The sequence below is a fragment of the Pantoea sp. BJ2 genome (assembly GCF_040255075.1).
Taxonomy (GTDB): domain Bacteria; phylum Pseudomonadota; class Gammaproteobacteria; order Enterobacterales; family Enterobacteriaceae; genus Pantoea; species Pantoea leporis.
In genome coordinates this window covers 1,135,996-1,153,748 of the sequence record NZ_CP158292.1, presented here as the reverse complement: position 1 = coordinate 1,153,748, position 17,753 = coordinate 1,135,996, and the positions used below count along the sequence as shown (strand labels likewise).

Sequence of the window (17,753 nt, the reverse complement as noted above, 5' to 3'; positions counted from 1 at the left end):
GATGAGTATGGATAGCAAGGTACCAGAAATTCGCTTTAAAGGGTTTAGTGGGGGGTGGGTTAAAAATAATCTAGGTGAACTAATAGATATTAGATCAGCCGCACGAGTTCATAAAGAGCAATGGACTGAAGCAGGCGTGCCATTTTTTAGAACAAGCGATGTAATATCTATTTACAAAGGACAAGAAAACACTAAAGCCTATATTTCCCATGAAGTTTACAACAGCCTCTCCGAGAAGATTGGCAAGGTAACAAAAGATGATCTCCTTATAACTGGCGGTGGCTCCATTGGTATTCCCTATCTAGCCCCGAACGATAATCCTTTATATTTCAAGGATGCTGATTTGCTTTGGCTAAAGAATAATAAAAAATTCAATGGGTATTTTCTATATACATTTTTCTTTAGTGCACCTTTCAAAAAACATATTAAAAGTATTTCTCATACAGGAACGATTGCGCACTACACAATTGAACAAGCGAAAGCAACACCGATAAATACGTGCTACGACGAAGAACAAAACCAAATCGGCAACTACTTCCAAAAGCTTGACGCGCTGATTAATCAACACCAGCAAAAGCATGACAAGCTCAGAAACATTAAAAAAGCCATGCTGGAAAAAATGTTTCCCAAACCTGGCGAAACCATACCAGAAATTCGCTTTAAAGAGTTTAGTGGCGATTGGAAGAAAAAAAAGTTAGGTGATACTACTAATATAACCATGGGACAGTCTCCAAATGGAGAAAATTATACAGACAATCCTAACGATTATATTTTAGTCCAAGGAAATGCAGATTTAAAAGATGGCTTCGTTGTCCCTAGAGTATGGACTACAGAAGTCACAAAAACCGCTACAAAGGGTGCATTGATTTTTAGTGTTAGAGCACCCGTGGGTGAAGTCGGAAAAACTAATTATGATATTGTTATTGGGAGAGGCGTGGCAGCAATATATGGAAATGAATTTATATATCAACAACTGAAGAAACTTAAATCTGATAGTTATTGGTACACAGTTTCCGCAGGTTCAACTTTCGAGGCTATATCAACCTCAGAATTAGCTTCTACATTTATATGGGTTTCTAGTGAATTAGAACAGGAAAAAGTGGGCCATTATTTCAAAAAATTAGACATGCTGATTAATCAACAAAAACAACAAATTACCAAATTGAATAGTATCAAGCAGACCTGCTTAAGTAAAATGTTTATCTGACAGGGAGCGCCATCATGACCATCTTTAAAACCGAAGCGCAATTTGAGCAGGCCTTTATTGAGGTACTCACCAACAAAGGTTGGGAGCCGGAGATACTCAAAAACAAAACTGAAGCCGATTTACTGCAAAACTGGGCAAACATATTGTTTGAAAACAACCGCCAGCAGGATCGCTTAAATGATGTTCCGCTTACCGCGACTGAAATGCAGCAAATTATTGAGCAAATAAAACAACTTAAAACACCGCTCAAGCTCAACGGTTTAATTAACGGCAAAACCGTGGCGATTAAGCGCGATAACCCAGCCGATACCTTGCATATGGGCAAAGAAGTCAGCTTAAAAATATACGATCGCCAGGAAATCGCTGCCGGACAAAGCCGTTACCAAATTGTGCAGCAACCCAAACTTGAACGCGGCAGCCCTTTGCGTAACGATAGACGCGGGGATGTGCTATTACTAATCAACGGTATGCCGGTGATCCATGTAGAGCTGAAGCGTAGTGGTATTCCGGTTAGCCAGGCAGTGAACCAAATTGAAAAATACAGCAAAGAGGGTGTATTTAGCGGCTTGCTTTCGCTTATCCAGGTCTATGTGGCAATGGAACCGAATGAGACAAAATACTTTGCCAATCCAGGGTTAGACGGCAAGTTTAACCCTGACTATCAGTTTAACTGGGCCGATTTTAATAACGAGCCCATGAATCACTGGAAAGACATCGCCTCTACCTTGCTTTCTATCCCTATGGCGCACCAGTTAATTGGCTTTTATACCGTTGCCGACGATACCGACGGCGTGCTCAAGGTAATGCGCAGTTATCAGTATTACGCCGCCAATGCGATATCTGACAAAGTGGCCAAAACCAACTGGCAACAACTGGGCAGCGCGGCCAATAATCCCGATCGCCTCGGGGGATATGTGTGGCATACCACAGGTTCGGGTAAAACCATGACAAGCTTTAAATCGGCGCAATTGATTGCACAATCCAAAGATGCCGATAAAGTGATTTTTTTAATGGACAGGATTGAACTGGGCACCCAGTCGCTCGCGGAATACCGCAATTTTGCTGGCGATGGCGAAGACGTTCAAGCAACAGAAAATACTCACGTACTCATTACCAAATTAAAAAGTGCCGCCCCCGCCGATACCTTAATTGTTAGCTCAATTCAAAAGATGAGTAATATTTTTGAAGATGTAGACGATGAAGGTGCGGCCACAAATTCTGCGGATATTGAAAAAATCCGCGCTAAGCGTTTAGTGTTTATTGTCGATGAGGCGCACCGTTCTACCTTTGGCGACATGCTAATTATTATTAAACGTACCTTTCCGCGCGCCTTGTTTTTTGGCTTTACTGGGACACCCATTCAAGAAGAAAACGAAAAAAATGGCAATACCACCAGTACCGTATTTGGCAACGAGCTACACCGCTATAGCATTGCCGATGGTATACGCGATGGCAACGTGCTGGGTTTCGACCCTTACAAAGTACCCACCTTTAGAGACAGTGATCTAAGACAAGCAGTGGCGTTAGAGCAAGCCAAAGCCGGCTCGGTGATGGAGGCTATGGATAACCCAGCCAAAAAGAAAAAGTTTAACCACTTTATAAATAACGTGCCGATAGCAGGCAATAAAGACGCCACAGGCAAGTACCACAAAGGCATTGAAAACTATGTGCCTAAAAGCCAATATTTAAGCGAAACTCACCAAGCCAAAGTGGTGGAAGATATTCTGCATAAATGGGATGTGCTTAGCCAAGGCAATAAATTCCACGCTATTTTGGCCACTAACAGCATTGCCGAAGCCATTGACTATTACCGTCATTTAAAAGCCGCTAAACCTGAACTGAAAGTATCGGCCTTATTTGACCCGAACATTGATAACGACGGCAGTGGCGACCGTGGCCCCACCTTTAAAGGCGATGGTCTGGACGAAATTATGGATGACTATAACGCGCGTTACGGCCAGGATTTTGATTTTGCCCGCCACGCGGCTTTTAAAAAAGATTTAGCGGCACGTCTTGCACATAAAAAGCCCTACGAACGTATTCACACCGAGCCTTCAAAACAATTAGATTTATTGATCGTGGTGGATCAAATGCTCACTGGCTTTGACTCTAAATGGCTCAACACCTTATATTTAGACAAAGTGATTAAATACCAAAATATTATTCAAGCCTTCTCACGCACAAATCGATTGTTTGGACCGGACAAACCCCACGGCGTTATCCGTTATTATCGCTATCCACATACCATGGAACAGCACATTAAGGATGCGGTAAAACTCTATTCCGGCGATAAACCTATCGGCTTATTTGTTAATAGGTTAGAAAGCAATCTAGAATCCATTAATGAATTAATGGCTAACATTACCGAGCTGTTTACGAACGCAGGTATAGATAATTTTGAAAAACTGCCAGAGGATATAGAATCCTGTGCCCAGTTCACCAAATTATTTAACGCTTTCAACCAGCATCTTGAAGCCGCCAAAGTACAAGGCTTGAATTGGGAACAGTCGCTCTATTCCTTTACTGAAAATGATGTTGAACATGAGGTAATGCTGGCCATAGATGAACAAACTTACTTTAGCTTGGTCCTGCGCTATAAAGAGTTGGTAGGCAAAGGTGATCGCGATGGCACGGGGGATGGCGATATACCTTTTGATATTAGTGGTTATTTAACTGAAATAGATACGGGTAAAATCGATGCCGACTACATGAATAGTCGTTTCGATAAGTATTTAAAAGAGCTTAACAAAAACCACGATTCTGCAAGAATTGAAACCACTTTAAATGAACTGCACAAATCGTTTGCGTCGTTAACTCAAAGCGAGCAAAAGTATGCCAAGCTTTTCTTACACGATTTGCACCGCGGCGATGCGCAGCTAATTGAAGGCCATACTTTTAGGGACTATATTAACACCTACAAAGATAATGCTGAAAATGCGCAGTTGAATGCTGTTGTCAATGCACTTGGTTTAGATAAAGGACAGCTCATATCATTAATGGCTGATAACGTTAATGAGAAAAACTTAAACAACTTTGGCCGTTTCGATGCACTAAAAGAAACGGTAAATAAAGAAAAAGCCAAGCTCTATTTTGAAAAGCAGGACGGTGTCAAACTACCTTTATTCAAGTTGAATATGCGCATTGAACAATTTTTAAAGAAATTTATTTGTGCTAAAACGGATGACTTTATTGACGAAGTAGTTGGAAAAATAGATGGCTTAGCGGAATAGTCATGCATAAGAACTCTGATTTTTGATTAGGGTTCTTCAATCTAGCTACAATAGATCATCGAAAATCAGAAAGTATTAGAAATAAAGCGAGTTCAGTAGAAGTGTGTTGACTTGAAAATGGTACGCCCTACAGGATTCGAACCTGTGACCTACGGCTTAGAAGGCCGGTGCTCTATCCAGCTGAGCTAAGGGCGCATAGTGATTGGGTCGGATTATACGTCCAGCGGCTCGCGCGTCAACGTTTTTGCCCTTCCAGAGCAGCGGAGTGCTGCCAGATTAACCAAAACCCCTTAATGCCGCTTGCGCCACTCGCTCATCGACACCAGATTCCCGCCCTGCTCGGTTTCGCCTTCCAGCTCAATCCCTTGCTGCGTAAAGTGCGCATTGTACTGGTCGCGCAGCGCATGCAATTCCTGGCTGTCCGGCTCCAGCTGGCGCAAGAACCCCAATGCCAGCAACAGCTGCTGCCTCGAAATCAACGCAGAAAACCCCGCCCGGCTCAAAATGCCATGCCAGCGCTGCCTATTTTCGTCGCTGCCATCGACAATCAGCACCTGCCAAATCAGCAGCACCGCCGCGCCATTGTGCAGATGCGTGTCGTTATCTCCCGCGATGTAATCGGTAAACTCTTTTGCCGCCTCTTTGCCCATCAGCGACAACATCGATTCGATATGCACCGGCGGCAGTTGCAACTGTTTATTGAGCGCCTGCACCGCATGGCGCGAGCTGGCCGTCAGCAGCTGAAAACCTACCACGAACACCACCGCCAGCGTGGCGAGAATTAACCAAATCATCACGTCATCCATCTCATTCACTGCCCGGCATCATAAGCGCTAACGCGGGCGGGCGCCACGGCGAAAAATCGGGAAAGCGGCGTTGATGGCGAATCTCTACCTGACAGCCGCACGCGCTTCTGACAGAATAGGCGCCATCCCCGATCTAACCCTCTACAGATGGATTTCCTCTCTGATGGCAGCAAAAATTATTGACGGTAAAACGATTGCGCAGCAGGTGCGCCTTGAGGTTGCCGAAAAAGTACAGCAGCGTCTGGCGGCCGGTAAACGTGCGCCTGGTTTGGCAGTTGTGCTGGTGGGTGAAAACCCGGCTTCGCAGATCTATGTCGCCAGCAAACGTCGTGCTTGTGATGAAGTGGGCTTCATCTCCCGCTCATACGATCTGCCGGCCACCACCAGCGAAGCCGAGCTGCTGGAGTTGATTGATACGCTCAACAACGATAACGACATCGACGGCATTCTGGTGCAGCTGCCGCTGCCAGCCGGCATCGATAACGTCAAAGTGCTGGAGCGCATCGTGCCGGACAAAGATGTGGATGGTTTCCATCCATACAACGTCGGTCGTCTGTGCCAGCGCGCGCCGAAGCTGCGTCCGTGTACGCCGCGCGGCATCGTCACTTTGCTGGAGCGCTACAATATCGATACTTACGGCCTGAACGCCGTGGTGGTTGGCGCATCGAATATCGTTGGCCGTCCGATGAGCATGGAGCTGCTGCTCGCCGGTTGTACCACCACCGTCACGCACCGTTTCACCAAAGATCTGCGTCATCACGTTGAGCACGCCGATCTGCTGGTGGTAGCGGTCGGCAAGCCGGGCTTTATTCCGGGCGACTGGATCAAGCCGGGCGCGGTGGTGATTGATGTGGGTATCAATCGTCTCGACAGCGGCAAAGTGGTGGGTGATGTGGAGTTCGAAGCGGCTGCTGAGCGCGCCTCGTTCATCACGCCCGTTCCAGGCGGCGTCGGTCCAATGACGGTTGCTACACTGATCCAAAACACGCTGACGGCGTGCGAAGAATTTCACGACATTGAGGAGGCATAATGGCCAGTTTTTCTCTCGGTAAACATGCCCACGTAGATTTGTGCGACCTGCTGAAACTCGAAGGTTGGGTGCAAAGCGGTGCGCAGGCGAAAGCCGTGATCGCGGAAGGCGAAGTGCGCGTCGATGGCGCAGTTGAAACGCGTAAGCGCTGCAAGATTGTTGAAGGCCAGAAGGTCGAGTTTGCGGGCTTTAAGATTACGGTTGTTGCCTGACCTTTAGGCGTCCCAATCGGGACGCCTAAATCCGCTCTTCCCCCACCACCCGAGTTTCCCCTTGGATTTGCTCCAGCGCGATATGATTCACCGCCGTATGCTGCGCAATCAGCGTCGCCAGTTTCGGTGAATGGCTGGTGATCCACAGTTGGCTAAACTGGCTGGCTTCGGTGATCAGTCGTGCTAATGCAGGCAACAAGTCTTCATGCAAACTGTTTTCCGGTTCATTTAGCGCCATAAACGCCGGCGGACGCGGGCTGAGCAGCGCCACCACTAAGCAGAGAAAGCGCAGCGTGCCATCCGAGAACTCGGCGCTCTCCAGCGGACGCAAAATCCCCCGCCGTGACATCAGCATCTGAAAACGCCCGTTCTGCACATCAACGTGAAATTCCGTGTCCGGGAAGGCTTCGGCCATCACCTCGAGCAGTAATTCGGAATGACCGCGTTCAACAATTGTGGCCCAGGCTGCGGCCAAATTGCTGCCATCGTGGCTCAGTACCGGCGCGCGCACGCCAATCTGCGGCGCACGAATCGGCGAACCGGGCCACACCGCAAACTCATGATAGAAACGCCACTGGCGCAGCCTTTCACGTACCTGCGAAAGCTCGGGATAAAGGTGCGGCTCGCCAAGCTGCCCAAACAGCGACTCTTCCGGATGCAGCACCGCAGGATAAGCAACGCGTTCGCCCTCAACGTTGTGCAGGAAAGCGGTTTGATTTTGCCGCTGCAGGATGCAGGAGGAAGGACGCCGACGCTGGCCGCTCATCCATATACGCTCCTCTTTCACCAGCGGATCGAGGTTAAACATGCTGGTGGCTAACGGCTCAGGAAAACCGATATCAAGCTGATAATCCATATCATCCATCACCACCGCGAGCGCCAGACGTTTAGGATCGTGGCGACGATCGCCGCGCCGTAATCCGCCCGCCCACATCGCTTTCTGGATGCCGCCCTCTTCCGCCAGCGCCAGCGCTAAACGTCCGCTCGCCGCTTCGTGCAGCAATCGCACCGCTTTATAAAGGTTGGATTTACCGCAGCCGTTCGGGCCGCTCACCACGTTGAGCTGCTGCAGCGGTAGCGTCAGGTCGCGCACCGATCGGAAGCCGTGAATATGAATCTGTTCAATCGCCATCAATAAAAAAGGGCGATTTCTCGCCCTCTCCGGTTATTTGCGTCGCCAGCTGGAACCTTGCGGCCCATCCTCAACGATCACGCCCAACTCATTGAGCTTATCGCGCGCCACATCCGCCTGCGCCCAATCTTTGGCTGCACGCGCGTCGGAACGGGCTTTTACCCAATGCTCGATTTCCGCCACTTCATCATCATTCACCTGCGCACCGCTCTGCAGGAACTGCTCGGGATCCTGCTGCAGAATGCCGAGCACGTTAGCGATCTGGCGCAGTTTCGCCGCCAGCGCATCAGCGGAGGCTTTGTCTTCAGTCTTCAGACGATTAACTTCACGCGCCATATCGAACAGCACCGAATAGGCTTCCGGCGTGTTGAAGTCGTCATCCATCGCGGTACGGAAACGCGCTTCGAAATCTTCGCCACCCGACGCCGTAGCATTGGCATCGGTATGACGCAGCGCGGTGTACAAGCGCTCGAGCGCCGCACGCGCCTGGTTGAGGTTGTCTTCGCCGTAGTTGAGCTGGCTGCGATAGTGTCCCGACATCAGGAAGTAACGCACGGTTTCGGCATCGTAGTGCTGCAACACATCGCGCACGGTGAAAAAGTTATCCAGCGATTTCGACATCTTCTCGCGATCAACCATCACCATGCCGGAGTGCATCCAGTAATTCACATACGGGCCATCGTGCGCACAGGTGGATTGCGCCACTTCGTTTTCATGGTGCGGGAACATCAGGTCCGAACCGCCGCCGTGAATGTCGAAATGGGTGCCAAGCTGTTTGCAGTTCATCGCCGAGCACTCGATGTGCCAGCCTGGACGGCCGTTGCCCCACGGCGAGTTCCACGCCGGTTCGTCGGCTTTAGACATCTTCCACAGCACGAAGTCCATCGGATTGCGCTTCACGTCCGCCACTTCGACGCGTGCGCCGGCCTGCAGTTGCTCCAGATCCTGACGCGACAGCACGCCGTAATCTTTGTCGCTCATCACGTCGAACATCACGTCGCCGTTGTCCGCCACGTACGCGTGCTTACGCTCAATCAGCCTGCCAACCAGCTCGATGATTTCATCGATATGGCGGGTGGCGCGCGGCTCCAGATCCGGCGGCAGAATGCCGAGCGCGGCGAAATCGTTATGCATCTCGGCGATCATGCGGTTGGTCAGCGTTTCAATGCTTTCCCCGTTTTGATTGGCACGTTTGATGATTTTGTCATCGATGTCGGTGATGTTACGCACATACTTCAGCTGATAGCCCACGTAACGCAGATAACGCGCCACCACGTCGAATGCCACAAATGTACGCCCATGGCCGATATGACAGAGGTCGTAAACCGTGATACCACACACGTACATACCGACTTGACCGGCATGGATGGGTTTGAATTCCTCTTTCTGTCGACTCAGGGTGTTATAAATCTTTAGCATTGAACGGTTCCGTTTATTTACGTGTGCGGGAATAGAACTATCAAAAATCTTGCTGTTTATTGCGTCAAGCCAACCAGTTAACCACTGTAATCCGTGACTGCACATTCCGTAGCGGCGCGATTTATCGCGCAATAAATTGCGCCGCTACGGAATGTGCGCGCTATGAGAACGGTTTTCATCTCTTAACTGACAAACATCAAGCCGGTTATTGTGCCGTATTTTTCTGACTTGTGCATCGCTCGGTTGCCAACTGCCGTCCGGTTACTGACGCGTTATTGGAAATTGTGATATAAGAAGCGTCTACAAAAATGCCCCGCCGCCTTACAGGCGTGGCAGTTGATACTGACGACAACCTTGACAGGAAGAAAATAATGGTCACTTTCCAGACGAACCATGGCGATATCGTAATCAAAACTTTCGATGACAAAGCGCCGGCTACCGTGAAGAACTTCCTGGAATACTGCGCGGAAGGTTTTTACGATAACACTATCTTCCATCGCGTAATCAACGGTTTCATGATTCAGGGCGGCGGTTTTGAGCCTGGCATGAAGCAGAAAGATACCAAAGCAGACATCCGCAACGAAGCAAACAACGGCCTGAAAAACACCAAAGGCACCCTGGCGATGGCGCGTACTCAGGCGCCACATTCTGCAACGGCCCAGTTCTTCATCAACGTGGCAGACAACGACTTCCTGAACTTCCGTGACGAAAGCCTGCAAGGCTGGGGTTACTGCGTGTTCGCTGAAGTGGTTGAAGGCATGGACGTGGTTGAGAAAATCAAAGCGGTGAAAACCGGCCGCAGCGGCATGCATCAGGACGTTCCGGTTGAAGATGTTGTCATCCAGAAAGTGACTGTTAGCGAGTAATGTCGCGCACGCTGTTTATCGCAGATCTGCATCTGTGTCATGAAGAACCGGCAATTACTGCCGGTTTTCTGCATTTTTTGCAGGGTGAAGCGCGCACGTGCGATGCGCTTTACATCCTCGGCGATCTGTTTGAAGCCTGGATCGGCGACGACGATCCTAATCCGCTGCATCAGCAAATCGCTGCGGCGCTCAAGGCGCTGCCGGTGCCGAAGTTCTTTATTCACGGCAATCGCGACTTCCTGCTCGGCCAGCGTTTTGCGCGTGCCAGCGGCATGACGCTGCTGCCGGAAGAGAAAGTGCTCGATCGCTACGGACATCGTGTGTTGATCATGCACGGCGATACCTTGTGTACCGACGATGCAGGCTATCAGCGTTTCCGCGCCAAAGTGCATCAGCGCTGGTTGCAGCGTCTGTTCCTCGCGTTGCCGCTGCGTCTGCGCATGCGTATTGCCGCGCGCATGCGCAATGGCAGCAAGCAGGCGAATCAGCATAAATCGGTCAGCATCATGGACGTCAATCAGTCCGCGGTGGAAGCCGCGATGACGCGCCAACAGGTGGCGATTCTGATTCACGGCCACACGCATCGTCCCGCCATTCACGCCTTCCCGCTGCACGGTGAAAACGCCGAGCGCGCGGTGCTGGGTGCCTGGCATGAGAACGGATCGATGATTCAGCTTGATGCCAGCGGCGTCAGCCTGATCGAATTCCCCTTCTGAAATCCGGGCATCAATGCCCGTTTTCCGCCTACGCAACCGTTTTCCTTGCTGCCATCTCATGCTATTCTCTGTGCCCTTCTTCGCCTGCCCGCCCGGCCAGGTTCGTTTGCATATTCACAGGAGTTGACCGCATGTCATCCAACGCCGCCCCGGCCCGTATCGCCATTGTCATGGGTTCCAAAAGTGACTGGGCTACCATGCAGTTCGCCGAGGAAATTCTTAACAGCCTGGATGTTCCCTTCCACGTTGAAGTGGTCTCAGCTCACCGTACGCCCGACAAACTGTTCAGCTTCGCGGAAACCGCAGCCGACAACGGTTTTCAGGTGATCATCGCCGGTGCCGGCGGTGCTGCCCATTTGCCGGGCATGCTGGCCGCGAAAACGCTGGTGCCGGTGCTGGGCGTGCCGGTGCAAAGTGCGGCGCTGAGCGGCGTCGATAGCCTCTACTCCATCGTGCAGATGCCGCGCGGCATTCCGGTGGGTACGCTGGCAATTGGTAAAGCCGGTGCTGCCAACGCCGCCCTGCTAGCGGCACAGATTCTGGCGATCCATGACAGCGCGCTGTCAACGCGCATCGCCCACTGGCGTCAAACGCAAACGGATGAAGTACTGAACAACCCGGATCCGCGGGAGGACGCATGAAGCCGGTTTGCGTATTAGGAAATGGTCAGTTAGGCCGCATGCTGCGCCAGGCGGGAGAACCGCTGGGCATCGCGGTGTATCCGGTGGGCCTGGATGCAGAACCTTCTGCGCTGCCGATCGCCGAAAGCGTGATCACCGCTGAGATCGAGCGCTGGCCGGAAACCGCGTTAACCCGCGAACTGGCGAGCCATCCAGCCTTTGTGAATCGCGATATCTTCCCGCGTCTGGCCGATCGCCTGACGCAAAAACAGCTGCTGGATCAGCTGAACCTCGCCACCGCGCCGTGGCAGCTGCTGGCCGATAAAGCCGAGTGGCCAAACGTATTCAGCTCGCTTGGCGAACTGGCGATTGTAAAGCGTCGTACCGGCGGCTATGACGGCCGCGGTCAGTGGCGTTTGCGCGCCCATGAAACCGATGCGCTGCCGGATGAGTGCTACGGCGAATGCATCGTTGAGCAGGGCATTAATTTCAGCGGCGAAGTGTCGCTGGTCGGTGTGCGCGGACACGATGGCAGCACGATGTTTTATCCGTTAACGCATAACCTGCATCAGGACGGCATTCTGCGCACCAGCGTGGCGTTCCCGCAGGCCGATGCCGCACAGCAACAGCAGGCAGAAGCGATGCTCAGCGCCATCATGCATGAGCTGAACTACGTCGGCGTGATGGCGATGGAGTGTTTCATTACGCCAGAAGGTTTGCTGATCAACGAGCTGGCACCGCGCGTGCACAATAGCGGCCACTGGACGCAGAATGGCGCGTCAATCAGCCAGTTCGAGCTGCATCTGCGTGCGGTTTTGGGCCTGGCACTGCCAAAGCCGGTGGTGTTTGCGCCGTCGGTGATGGTGAATCTGATTGGTACTGAGGTGAATCTGGCGTGGCTGCAGCAGCCGCTGGTACATCTGCATTGGTATGACAAAGAGGTGCGTGAAGGCCGCAAGGTTGGGCATCTTAATCTCACCGATAGCGATCACGCACGTCTGGCGTCAGCCTTGAATGCGCTGGTGCCGCTGCTGCCGGAAGCGTATGCAAGCGGGATTGCGTGGGCAGTTGAGAAGCTGTAGTTCAGCTGTTTTTCCCTCACCCTAGCCCTCTCCCTCTGGAAGAGGGCCGAGGTGAGGGCATCAGCCCGCTCAGAACTCCCCTTACCCCACCATCTTCATCGCCACATGACTCCAGCGATTCAGATGCGTAATCTGGAAACCATGCGCCTTAAACAGCGCATTCAGCGATGCTTCCGAATGAATCGTAATATGACCGGTGCGCGGGGCAATATACCAGTCAGTCATCCCCAAATGACTCACTTCGTCAGTGGTCGCTGTGCTGAAGAAAAACACCCCGCCTTTTTTCAAAAAACCTGACACTTCTGCCAGCGTTTTATGCGGATCCGGCGTATGCTCAAACACCTCAAAACTGGTTATAAATTCATAAGAATTCAGTTCTGGATAATCGCCGGGCACAAACGGATCCCACGCCACCATATCAATGCCCACTTCCTGCATTAAGCGCGCCAGCGTGCCGGTGCCTCCACCGTAATCCAGCATTTTTTTGCCGTGATATTTTTTGAATAACGTCAAAATCAGATCGCGATTTCTCATCGGTCGATTGATCTCATAGTTAGGATCAAACTGCCCGTAAGCCTCGTTATACATATGCTGTGCATAATCCGCTGGCGTCCAGTCATCGCACGCGTGGGTATAAACCAAACCACAGGTCTGGCATTGATGATAATAAATCGCCACACCCGTCAAAGGATAAGTGTAGCGGCTGGCATTTTCCGAATGGCAGATGGTATTGAAATCGGTCACGCCATACAGCGTGGCTTCGCCTTGGCAGACTTTACAGCAGCCGATTTCAACAACAGATTTGACGATAAGTGGAGATGACATGTTTAGCCTTAAATAAGTCTGGTCTGCTTTCATGAGTCGACTCACCCAGACCAGAACTTAAATTTAAGACAAAACCGTTTTGCTTATCCGGCACTGAAGCTTCTGAACAGCGCCTTATGTTTTAACAGCCGAATCCCCAACCAGGCACCGCACAGCGAGAGCAGCAGCGCGCCGCCGATCGGCAAGGCGATCCACAACGTCCAGTCTGGCTGCCACGGGAAATCGAAGATCTTGCGCTGCAAGCCCCATAACGCCGCTTCCGCGCCCAGCGCCGCCGCAATCCCCGACACCACGCCAAGCAGCGCAAACTCACACCATAAAGTGCCACGCAACAGGCGCTTGCTGGCCCCGAGCGTGCGATAGACCACCAACTCCTGCCGACGCTGACGCATGCCGACCTGAATCTGCGCCAGCAGCAGCAGCACGCCGCACACCGTTACCAGCACCACCATCACTTCCAGCGCCTGACTCACCTGCGTCAGCACCTGACCGATCTGGCGCATCATGCTGCCGATATCCAGCAGGCTCAGCGTCGGGAATGCACGATTAAGCTGCGCCAGCAGCGCCGGATTGCTCTCCATACGGAAGCTGGTCAGCCAGGTTTGCGGCTGTTGATCGAGCGCGCCCGGCGGGAAGATAAAGAAGAAGTTCGGCCGCAGACTCTCCCAATCCACCTTACGCAAGCTGGTGATTTTGGCGCTGAACTGCTGCGTATCGCCGCTGAAGGTCAAGCTATCGCCGAGCTTCACGCCCAGACGATCCGCCAGCTCCACCTCCATTGACACTTCACCGGCCTGCGGCGGCCAGTTGCCGGATATCAACGGATTGTGATCGGGACGCTCCGCTTGCCACGTCAGATTCAGTTCGCGATTCAGTGCGTTATCCAGCTTGGGATCGGCCTCTTTGCCGTTCAGCTCGGTCAGACGCGCGCGCACAATCGGGTAGAAGGTTTCTGGCTTAAGCTGATGTCCAGCCAGGAAGTCGCGCACCTGCGGCACCTGCTCTTTGGTGATGTTCAGCAGGAAATAGTTCGGACTGTCCGGCGGCAGTTGCTGTTGCCAGCGATCCAGCAGATCGCCGCGCATCACCAGCAGCAGCGCCAGCAGCATAAATGACAGTGAAAACGCCGCCAGCTGGCTGAGCGTCATCGCCGGTTGACGCAGCAGACGGTTGATCGCCAGGCGCAGCGCCAGATTGCGCACCACCAGCCGACGCAGCAGCAGCAAGGTGCCCCAGCCGAGTAACGCCAGCAGCAGCGCCAGCATCACCACGCCCGCCAGCAGCGCCCACAGCATTTTGCTGCCGCCCATCAGCAGCGCCAGTAAGCCAATCACCACCAGCGCCATTGCTGGCAGATAGAATCGCAGCGGCCAGACGTTCGCCACCGCATCCCGCCGCAGCACGCGCAGCGGTTGTGTCGCCATTAGCAAGCGGTACGGACGCAAACCCACCAACAGCGAAATCACAAACATCGCGCCAATCGCCCATAGCCACGGCCAGAAACTCGCCGCTGGCAGCGCGCCCGGCAGCACCGGTTTCAGCATCAGCAGCAGGATCACTTCAATGCCCTGCCCCAGGGCGCTACCGACAATCGCCGCCAGCAGCAGCACCGCCAGCCACTGGCCGATAATCAGCCGCTGCAGCGCCTTGCGCGTTGCGCCCAGCGTTTTCAGTACCGCCACCAAATCGTAGCGGCTGCGGCAGTAATGACTCATCGCCACCGCCACCGCAGCAATCGCCAGCATCAGCGTCAGCAAGGCCGAGAGCAGTAAAAATTGCTGCGCACGCTGCATTGAGCGGCCCAGCGCATCTTCCGAATTCTCCACGCTGATCCAGCGCTGATCGGCTTTTAGCTGTGGTTCGATCCAGCTGTCATAGCGCGCCAGCGGTGCCGGATCGCCGGAGAATTTATAGCGCCAGCTCAGGCGACTGCCCGGCTGCACCGCACCGGTTTTCTCCACGTCGGCCAGGTTCATCAGCAGACGCGGCGCGGTCTGGAACGGATTAAAGCCGCCATCCGGCTCCTGAATCACTTCCCCGGCAATACGCAGCGTGGTATCGCCGACATCCACGCTATCGCCTACTTTCAGATTCAGCAGCGCCAGCAAACGCGGCGCGGCCAACACCGTGCCCGCTTGTGGACGTAAGCCCGGCGGTTCGGTTTGCAGCGTGCCAAACATCGGATAGGCATTATCCACCGCCTTCACGTCCGCCAGCTGCGGCGTATCTTGCGCAAAGGTCATGGTCATAAAGTGCAGCTGACTGCTGACCGAAAGCCCTTCGTCGCGCGCTTTGTTAAGCCACGCTTCCGGCGCGGGCGCGGTGGTACGCAGCGTGCGATCGCCCGCCATAAAGTCGCGGCTCTGCTGGCTTAAGCCTTTTTCCATGCGATCGCTGATCGAGCCCAGCGCCAGCACGCAGGCCACCGCCAGCGTGAGCGCCAGCCAGACAATCAGCAGCGAGGGCGAACGCCACTCGCGCCAGAACCAGCGCAAAATCATGACTCCTCCCACAACTTGCCGTCGCGCAGCCGTAAGCGACGGTCGCAGCGCGCCGCCAGTTGTTCATCGTGCGTCACCAGAATCAGCGTAGTGGCAAAATCGCGGTTGAGGGAGAACAGCAGATCGGCGATGCGATCGCCGGTTTTACGATCGAGGTTGCCGGTGGGTTCATCGGCAAACAGCAAACCGGGACGACCGCTAAAGGCACGCGCCAACGCCACACGCTGCTGCTCGCCGCCCGAAAGTTGCGCCGGCAGATGATGCAGACGATCTTTCAAACCCAGCACCGTCAGCAGTTCCACCGCCTGGCTGCGGCTTTCGCGATCGCTGTCGCCACGCAGCAGCGCCAGCAGCTGCACGTTTTCCAGCGCATTCAGCGTCGGCACCAGCATAAAAGATTGAAACACAAAGCCCACTTCGCGCGCGCGCAGCGCCGCTCGCTGCTCTTCATTCATGCTGTGCAGCGGCTGGCCAAGCAGATGCACTTCGCCGCTGCTGCCGTCGTCCAGTCCGGCCAGAATGCCCAGCAGCGTGGATTTGCCAGAGCCGGACTCGCCAATCAGGGCGATGGTCTCAGCTGGTTTGACAACCAGCTCAACTCCGGTAAGGATGGTCAGCTGATGCTCTCCCTGACCGACGGACTTAGTAAGATGATGAACTGCAACAATGTTTTCCGCTGGCATTATCCCTTCCTGTTGTTATTGCTTCTGCTGGTGTCCCGACTCGCCGCCGCCGATACCTTGCTGGTGTTGGGCGACAGCCTGAGCGCCGGGTATCGCATGTCAGCCACGGCGGCCTGGCCCAGCCTGCTGAATAAAGAGTGGCAACAGCAGCCCAAAGTGGTCAACGCCAGCATCAGCGGAGATACCGCAGGACAAGGGCTGGCGCGTTTACCGGGCCTATTAAAACAGCATCAACCCCGCTGGGTGTTAATCGAATTGGGCGGTAACGATGGCCTGCGTGGTTTCCCGCCGCAGAATATCGCCGCGGACCTAACCAAAGTGATCGACGAAGTGAAAGCCGCGAAAGCGCAGCCGCTGCTGATGCAGATTCGTCTACCGGCTAATTATGGACGTCGTTATACGGAAGCGTTTAGCGCGATCTATCCACGCCTGGCACAGCAGTACGACATTCCTCTGGTGCCCTTCTTTATGGAGCAGGTCTACCTGAAGCCGGAGTGGATGCAGCAGGATGGAATTCACCCCAATCCGGATGCTCAGCCGTTTATCGCCAACCTGATGGCGACCGAACTGGCTCCGCTAGTAAAGCATGATTAATGCAGGCGTGTGATTTTTAACGGGTAAAGAAATGCAAAAAACAATTCTCATCACCGGCTGCTCGAGCGGCATTGGTTTGGTCGCCGCGAACGATCTTTTGTCACGCGGCTATCGCGTGCTGGCCGCCTGTCGCCGCGCCGACGATGTGGCGCGCATGGAAGCGCTGGGATTTACTGGCGTGCAGCTGGATCTCGATGATGCCGCCAGCGTCGATGCCGCCGCTGATCGCGTGCTGGAACTCACCGATCATCGCCTGCACGCGCTGTTTAACAACGGCGGTTTTGGTCAATATGGGCCGCTCAGCAGCGTTTCGCGTCAGCAATTAGAGAAGCAATTTTCCACCAACCTGTTTGGCACCCATCAACTGACCATGCGCCTGCTGCCCGCGCTGCAAGCCAGCGGCAACGGACGCATCGTCAATACCAGCTCGGTGCTGGGACTGATCTCCACGCCGGGACGCGGTGCCTATGCCGCCAGCAAATGGGCGCTGGAAGCCTGGAGCGATGCGCTGCGTCTCGAAGTGCGCGACTCTGGCGTGCGCGTTAGCCTGATTGAGCCGGGCCCGATAAGCACCAGCTTCACCGATAACGTGCATCAGGGCCAGCAGGATAAACCGGTGCAAAATCCGGGCATCGCCGCGCGTTTCACGCTGCCGCCGGAAGCGATTTTGCCGAAGCTGCGCCACGCGTTAGAGAGCAAACATCCGCGCCTGCGCTATCCGGTAACGCTGGTGGCCTGGGCGATGAGCCTGCTAAAACGCCTGCTGCCAGGTTGGATACTGGATCGCATTTTGCGCAGCAACTAAGCTGCAACGCAGAATCAAACTTGAA

At 53.5% G+C, this 17,753-nt stretch carries 16 protein-coding genes and 1 tRNA gene; 10 read left to right on the top strand and 7 right to left on the bottom strand.

Annotated elements, in window-relative coordinates; genetic code table 11:
• Position 1: 1 nt before the first annotated feature.
• Both AAF463_RS05180 and AAF463_RS05175 read left to right on the top strand, forming a co-directional pair.
• Positions 2 to 1,207, top strand: coding sequence for a restriction endonuclease subunit S (locus AAF463_RS05180; RefSeq protein ID WP_350261635.1), 1,206 nt, complete (start codon positions 2 to 4; stop codon positions 1,205 to 1,207).
• 14 nt (positions 1,208 to 1,221) lie between these two features.
• Positions 1,222 to 4,437 (top strand): HsdR family type I site-specific deoxyribonuclease, encoded by a 3,216-nt coding sequence (locus AAF463_RS05175; RefSeq protein WP_350261634.1) that lies wholly within the window; start codon positions 1,222 to 1,224, stop codon positions 4,435 to 4,437.
• A gap of 118 nt (positions 4,438 to 4,555) precedes the next feature.
• On the opposite strand, the gene AAF463_RS05170 is transcribed toward AAF463_RS05175, so the two are convergent.
• Positions 4,556 to 4,632 (bottom strand) — tRNA-Arg (locus tag AAF463_RS05170).
• Between the two features lie 95 nt (positions 4,633 to 4,727).
• Positions 4,728 to 5,231 carry a DUF1198 family protein gene (locus AAF463_RS05165; protein WP_350261633.1) on the bottom strand — a complete coding sequence of 168 codons (504 nt, stop codon included), beginning with the start codon at positions 5,229 to 5,231 and terminating at the stop codon, positions 4,728 to 4,730.
• A gap of 175 nt (positions 5,232 to 5,406) precedes the next feature.
• Here AAF463_RS05165 and folD point away from each other — a divergent pair, with 175 nt between their 5' ends.
• Together folD and ybcJ are read left to right on the top strand one after the other, a co-directional pair.
• Positions 5,407 to 6,273 carry a bifunctional methylenetetrahydrofolate dehydrogenase/methenyltetrahydrofolate cyclohydrolase FolD gene (gene folD, locus AAF463_RS05160; RefSeq protein WP_309835632.1) on the top strand — a complete coding sequence of 289 codons (867 nt, stop codon included), beginning with the start codon at positions 5,407 to 5,409 and terminating at the stop codon, positions 6,271 to 6,273.
• A complete protein-coding gene (gene ybcJ / locus AAF463_RS05155) occupies positions 6,273 to 6,485 on the top strand; it encodes a ribosome-associated protein YbcJ (RefSeq protein WP_007890771.1) in 213 nt (70 codons plus the stop codon). The genes folD and ybcJ overlap by 1 nt, the downstream gene beginning before the upstream one ends.
• A 25-nt stretch (positions 6,486 to 6,510) precedes the next feature.
• On the opposite strand, the gene AAF463_RS05150 is transcribed toward ybcJ, so the two are convergent.
• Together AAF463_RS05150 and cysS are read right to left on the bottom strand one after the other, a co-directional pair.
• Entirely contained in the window at positions 6,511 to 7,617 is a 1,107-nt protein-coding gene (locus AAF463_RS05150; protein WP_350261974.1) for an AAA family ATPase, read from the bottom strand.
• Between the two features lie 33 nt (positions 7,618 to 7,650).
• On the bottom strand, positions 7,651 to 9,036 hold the full coding sequence (gene cysS, locus AAF463_RS05145) for a cysteine--tRNA ligase (protein ID WP_350261632.1): 1,386 nt from the start codon (positions 9,034 to 9,036) through the stop codon (positions 7,651 to 7,653).
• A 371-nt stretch (positions 9,037 to 9,407) separates the two neighbouring features.
• Here cysS and ppiB point away from each other — a divergent pair, with 371 nt between their 5' ends.
• The 4 genes from ppiB (at position 9,408) to purK (ending at position 12,320) form a co-directional block, all read left to right on the top strand.
• The gene (gene ppiB, locus AAF463_RS05140; RefSeq protein WP_008103818.1) at positions 9,408 to 9,902 is read left to right on the top strand and encodes a peptidylprolyl isomerase B; all 495 of its coding nucleotides are present in this window, start codon (positions 9,408 to 9,410) and stop codon (positions 9,900 to 9,902) included.
• Positions 9,902 to 10,618, top strand: coding sequence for a UDP-2,3-diacylglucosamine diphosphatase (locus AAF463_RS05135; protein WP_350261631.1), 717 nt, complete (start codon positions 9,902 to 9,904; stop codon positions 10,616 to 10,618). The genes ppiB and AAF463_RS05135 overlap by 1 nt, the downstream gene beginning before the upstream one ends.
• A 131-nt stretch (positions 10,619 to 10,749) precedes the next feature.
• On the top strand, positions 10,750 to 11,259 hold the full coding sequence (gene purE / locus AAF463_RS05130; RefSeq protein WP_192236684.1) for a 5-(carboxyamino)imidazole ribonucleotide mutase: 510 nt from the start codon (positions 10,750 to 10,752) through the stop codon (positions 11,257 to 11,259).
• Positions 11,256 to 12,320, top strand: coding sequence for a 5-(carboxyamino)imidazole ribonucleotide synthase (purK, locus tag AAF463_RS05125; protein ID WP_350261630.1), 1,065 nt, complete (start codon positions 11,256 to 11,258; stop codon positions 12,318 to 12,320). Before purE ends, purK begins: the two co-directional genes overlap by 4 nt.
• Positions 12,321 to 12,401: 81 nt before the next feature.
• Here purK and AAF463_RS05120 read toward each other — a convergent pair whose 3' ends face one another.
• The 3 genes from AAF463_RS05120 to ybbA form a co-directional block, all read right to left on the bottom strand.
• On the bottom strand, positions 12,402 to 13,145 hold the full coding sequence (locus tag AAF463_RS05120; RefSeq protein WP_350261629.1) for a class I SAM-dependent methyltransferase: 744 nt from the start codon (positions 13,143 to 13,145) through the stop codon (positions 12,402 to 12,404).
• Between the two features lie 83 nt (positions 13,146 to 13,228).
• Positions 13,229 to 15,646, bottom strand: coding sequence for a putative ABC transporter permease subunit YbbP (ybbP, locus tag AAF463_RS05115; protein WP_350261628.1), 2,418 nt, complete (start codon positions 15,644 to 15,646; stop codon positions 13,229 to 13,231).
• A complete protein-coding gene (ybbA, locus tag AAF463_RS05110; RefSeq protein ID WP_350261627.1) occupies positions 15,643 to 16,329 on the bottom strand; it encodes a putative ABC transporter ATP-binding protein YbbA in 687 nt (228 codons plus the stop codon). Before ybbA ends, ybbP begins: the two co-directional genes overlap by 4 nt.
• On the opposite strand from ybbA, the gene tesA reads away from it, so the two are divergent.
• Together tesA and AAF463_RS05100 are read left to right on the top strand one after the other, a co-directional pair.
• Entirely contained in the window at positions 16,297 to 16,923 is a 627-nt protein-coding gene (tesA, locus tag AAF463_RS05105; RefSeq protein WP_176971305.1) for a multifunctional acyl-CoA thioesterase I/protease I/lysophospholipase L1, read from the top strand. The genes ybbA and tesA overlap by 33 nt on opposite strands.
• Positions 16,924 to 16,954: 31 nt before the next feature.
• Positions 16,955 to 17,728, top strand: coding sequence for an SDR family oxidoreductase (locus tag AAF463_RS05100; RefSeq protein ID WP_350261626.1), 774 nt, complete (start codon positions 16,955 to 16,957; stop codon positions 17,726 to 17,728).
• The last annotated feature ends 25 nt before the right edge of the window (positions 17,729 to 17,753 follow it).

Coding starts and splice junctions, on each gene's coding strand:
- AAF463_RS05180 (WP_350261635.1), top strand. CDS start 2: ATGAGTATGGATAGCAAGGTACCAGAAATTCGCTTTAAAGGGTTTAGT.
- AAF463_RS05175 (WP_350261634.1), top strand. CDS start 1,222: ATGACCATCTTTAAAACCGAAGCGCAATTTGAGCAGGCCTTTATTGAG.
- AAF463_RS05165 (WP_350261633.1), bottom strand. CDS start 5,231: ATGATTTGGTTAATTCTCGCCACGCTGGCGGTGGTGTTCGTGGTAGGT.
- folD (WP_309835632.1), top strand. CDS start 5,407: ATGGCAGCAAAAATTATTGACGGTAAAACGATTGCGCAGCAGGTGCGC.
- ybcJ (WP_007890771.1), top strand. CDS start 6,273: ATGGCCAGTTTTTCTCTCGGTAAACATGCCCACGTAGATTTGTGCGAC.
- AAF463_RS05150 (WP_350261974.1), bottom strand. CDS start 7,617: ATGGCGATTGAACAGATTCATATTCACGGCTTCCGATCGGTGCGCGAC.
- cysS (WP_350261632.1), bottom strand. CDS start 9,036: ATGCTAAAGATTTATAACACCCTGAGTCGACAGAAAGAGGAATTCAAA.
- ppiB (WP_008103818.1), top strand. CDS start 9,408: ATGGTCACTTTCCAGACGAACCATGGCGATATCGTAATCAAAACTTTC.
- AAF463_RS05135 (WP_350261631.1), top strand. CDS start 9,902: ATGTCGCGCACGCTGTTTATCGCAGATCTGCATCTGTGTCATGAAGAA.
- purE (WP_192236684.1), top strand. CDS start 10,750: ATGTCATCCAACGCCGCCCCGGCCCGTATCGCCATTGTCATGGGTTCC.
- purK (WP_350261630.1), top strand. CDS start 11,256: ATGAAGCCGGTTTGCGTATTAGGAAATGGTCAGTTAGGCCGCATGCTG.
- AAF463_RS05120 (WP_350261629.1), bottom strand. CDS start 13,145: ATGTCATCTCCACTTATCGTCAAATCTGTTGTTGAAATCGGCTGCTGT.
- ybbP (WP_350261628.1), bottom strand. CDS start 15,646: ATGATTTTGCGCTGGTTCTGGCGCGAGTGGCGTTCGCCCTCGCTGCTG.
- tesA (WP_176971305.1), top strand. CDS start 16,297: ATGATGAACTGCAACAATGTTTTCCGCTGGCATTATCCCTTCCTGTTG.
- ybbA (WP_350261627.1), bottom strand. CDS start 16,329: ATGCCAGCGGAAAACATTGTTGCAGTTCATCATCTTACTAAGTCCGTC.
- AAF463_RS05100 (WP_350261626.1), top strand. CDS start 16,955: ATGCAAAAAACAATTCTCATCACCGGCTGCTCGAGCGGCATTGGTTTG.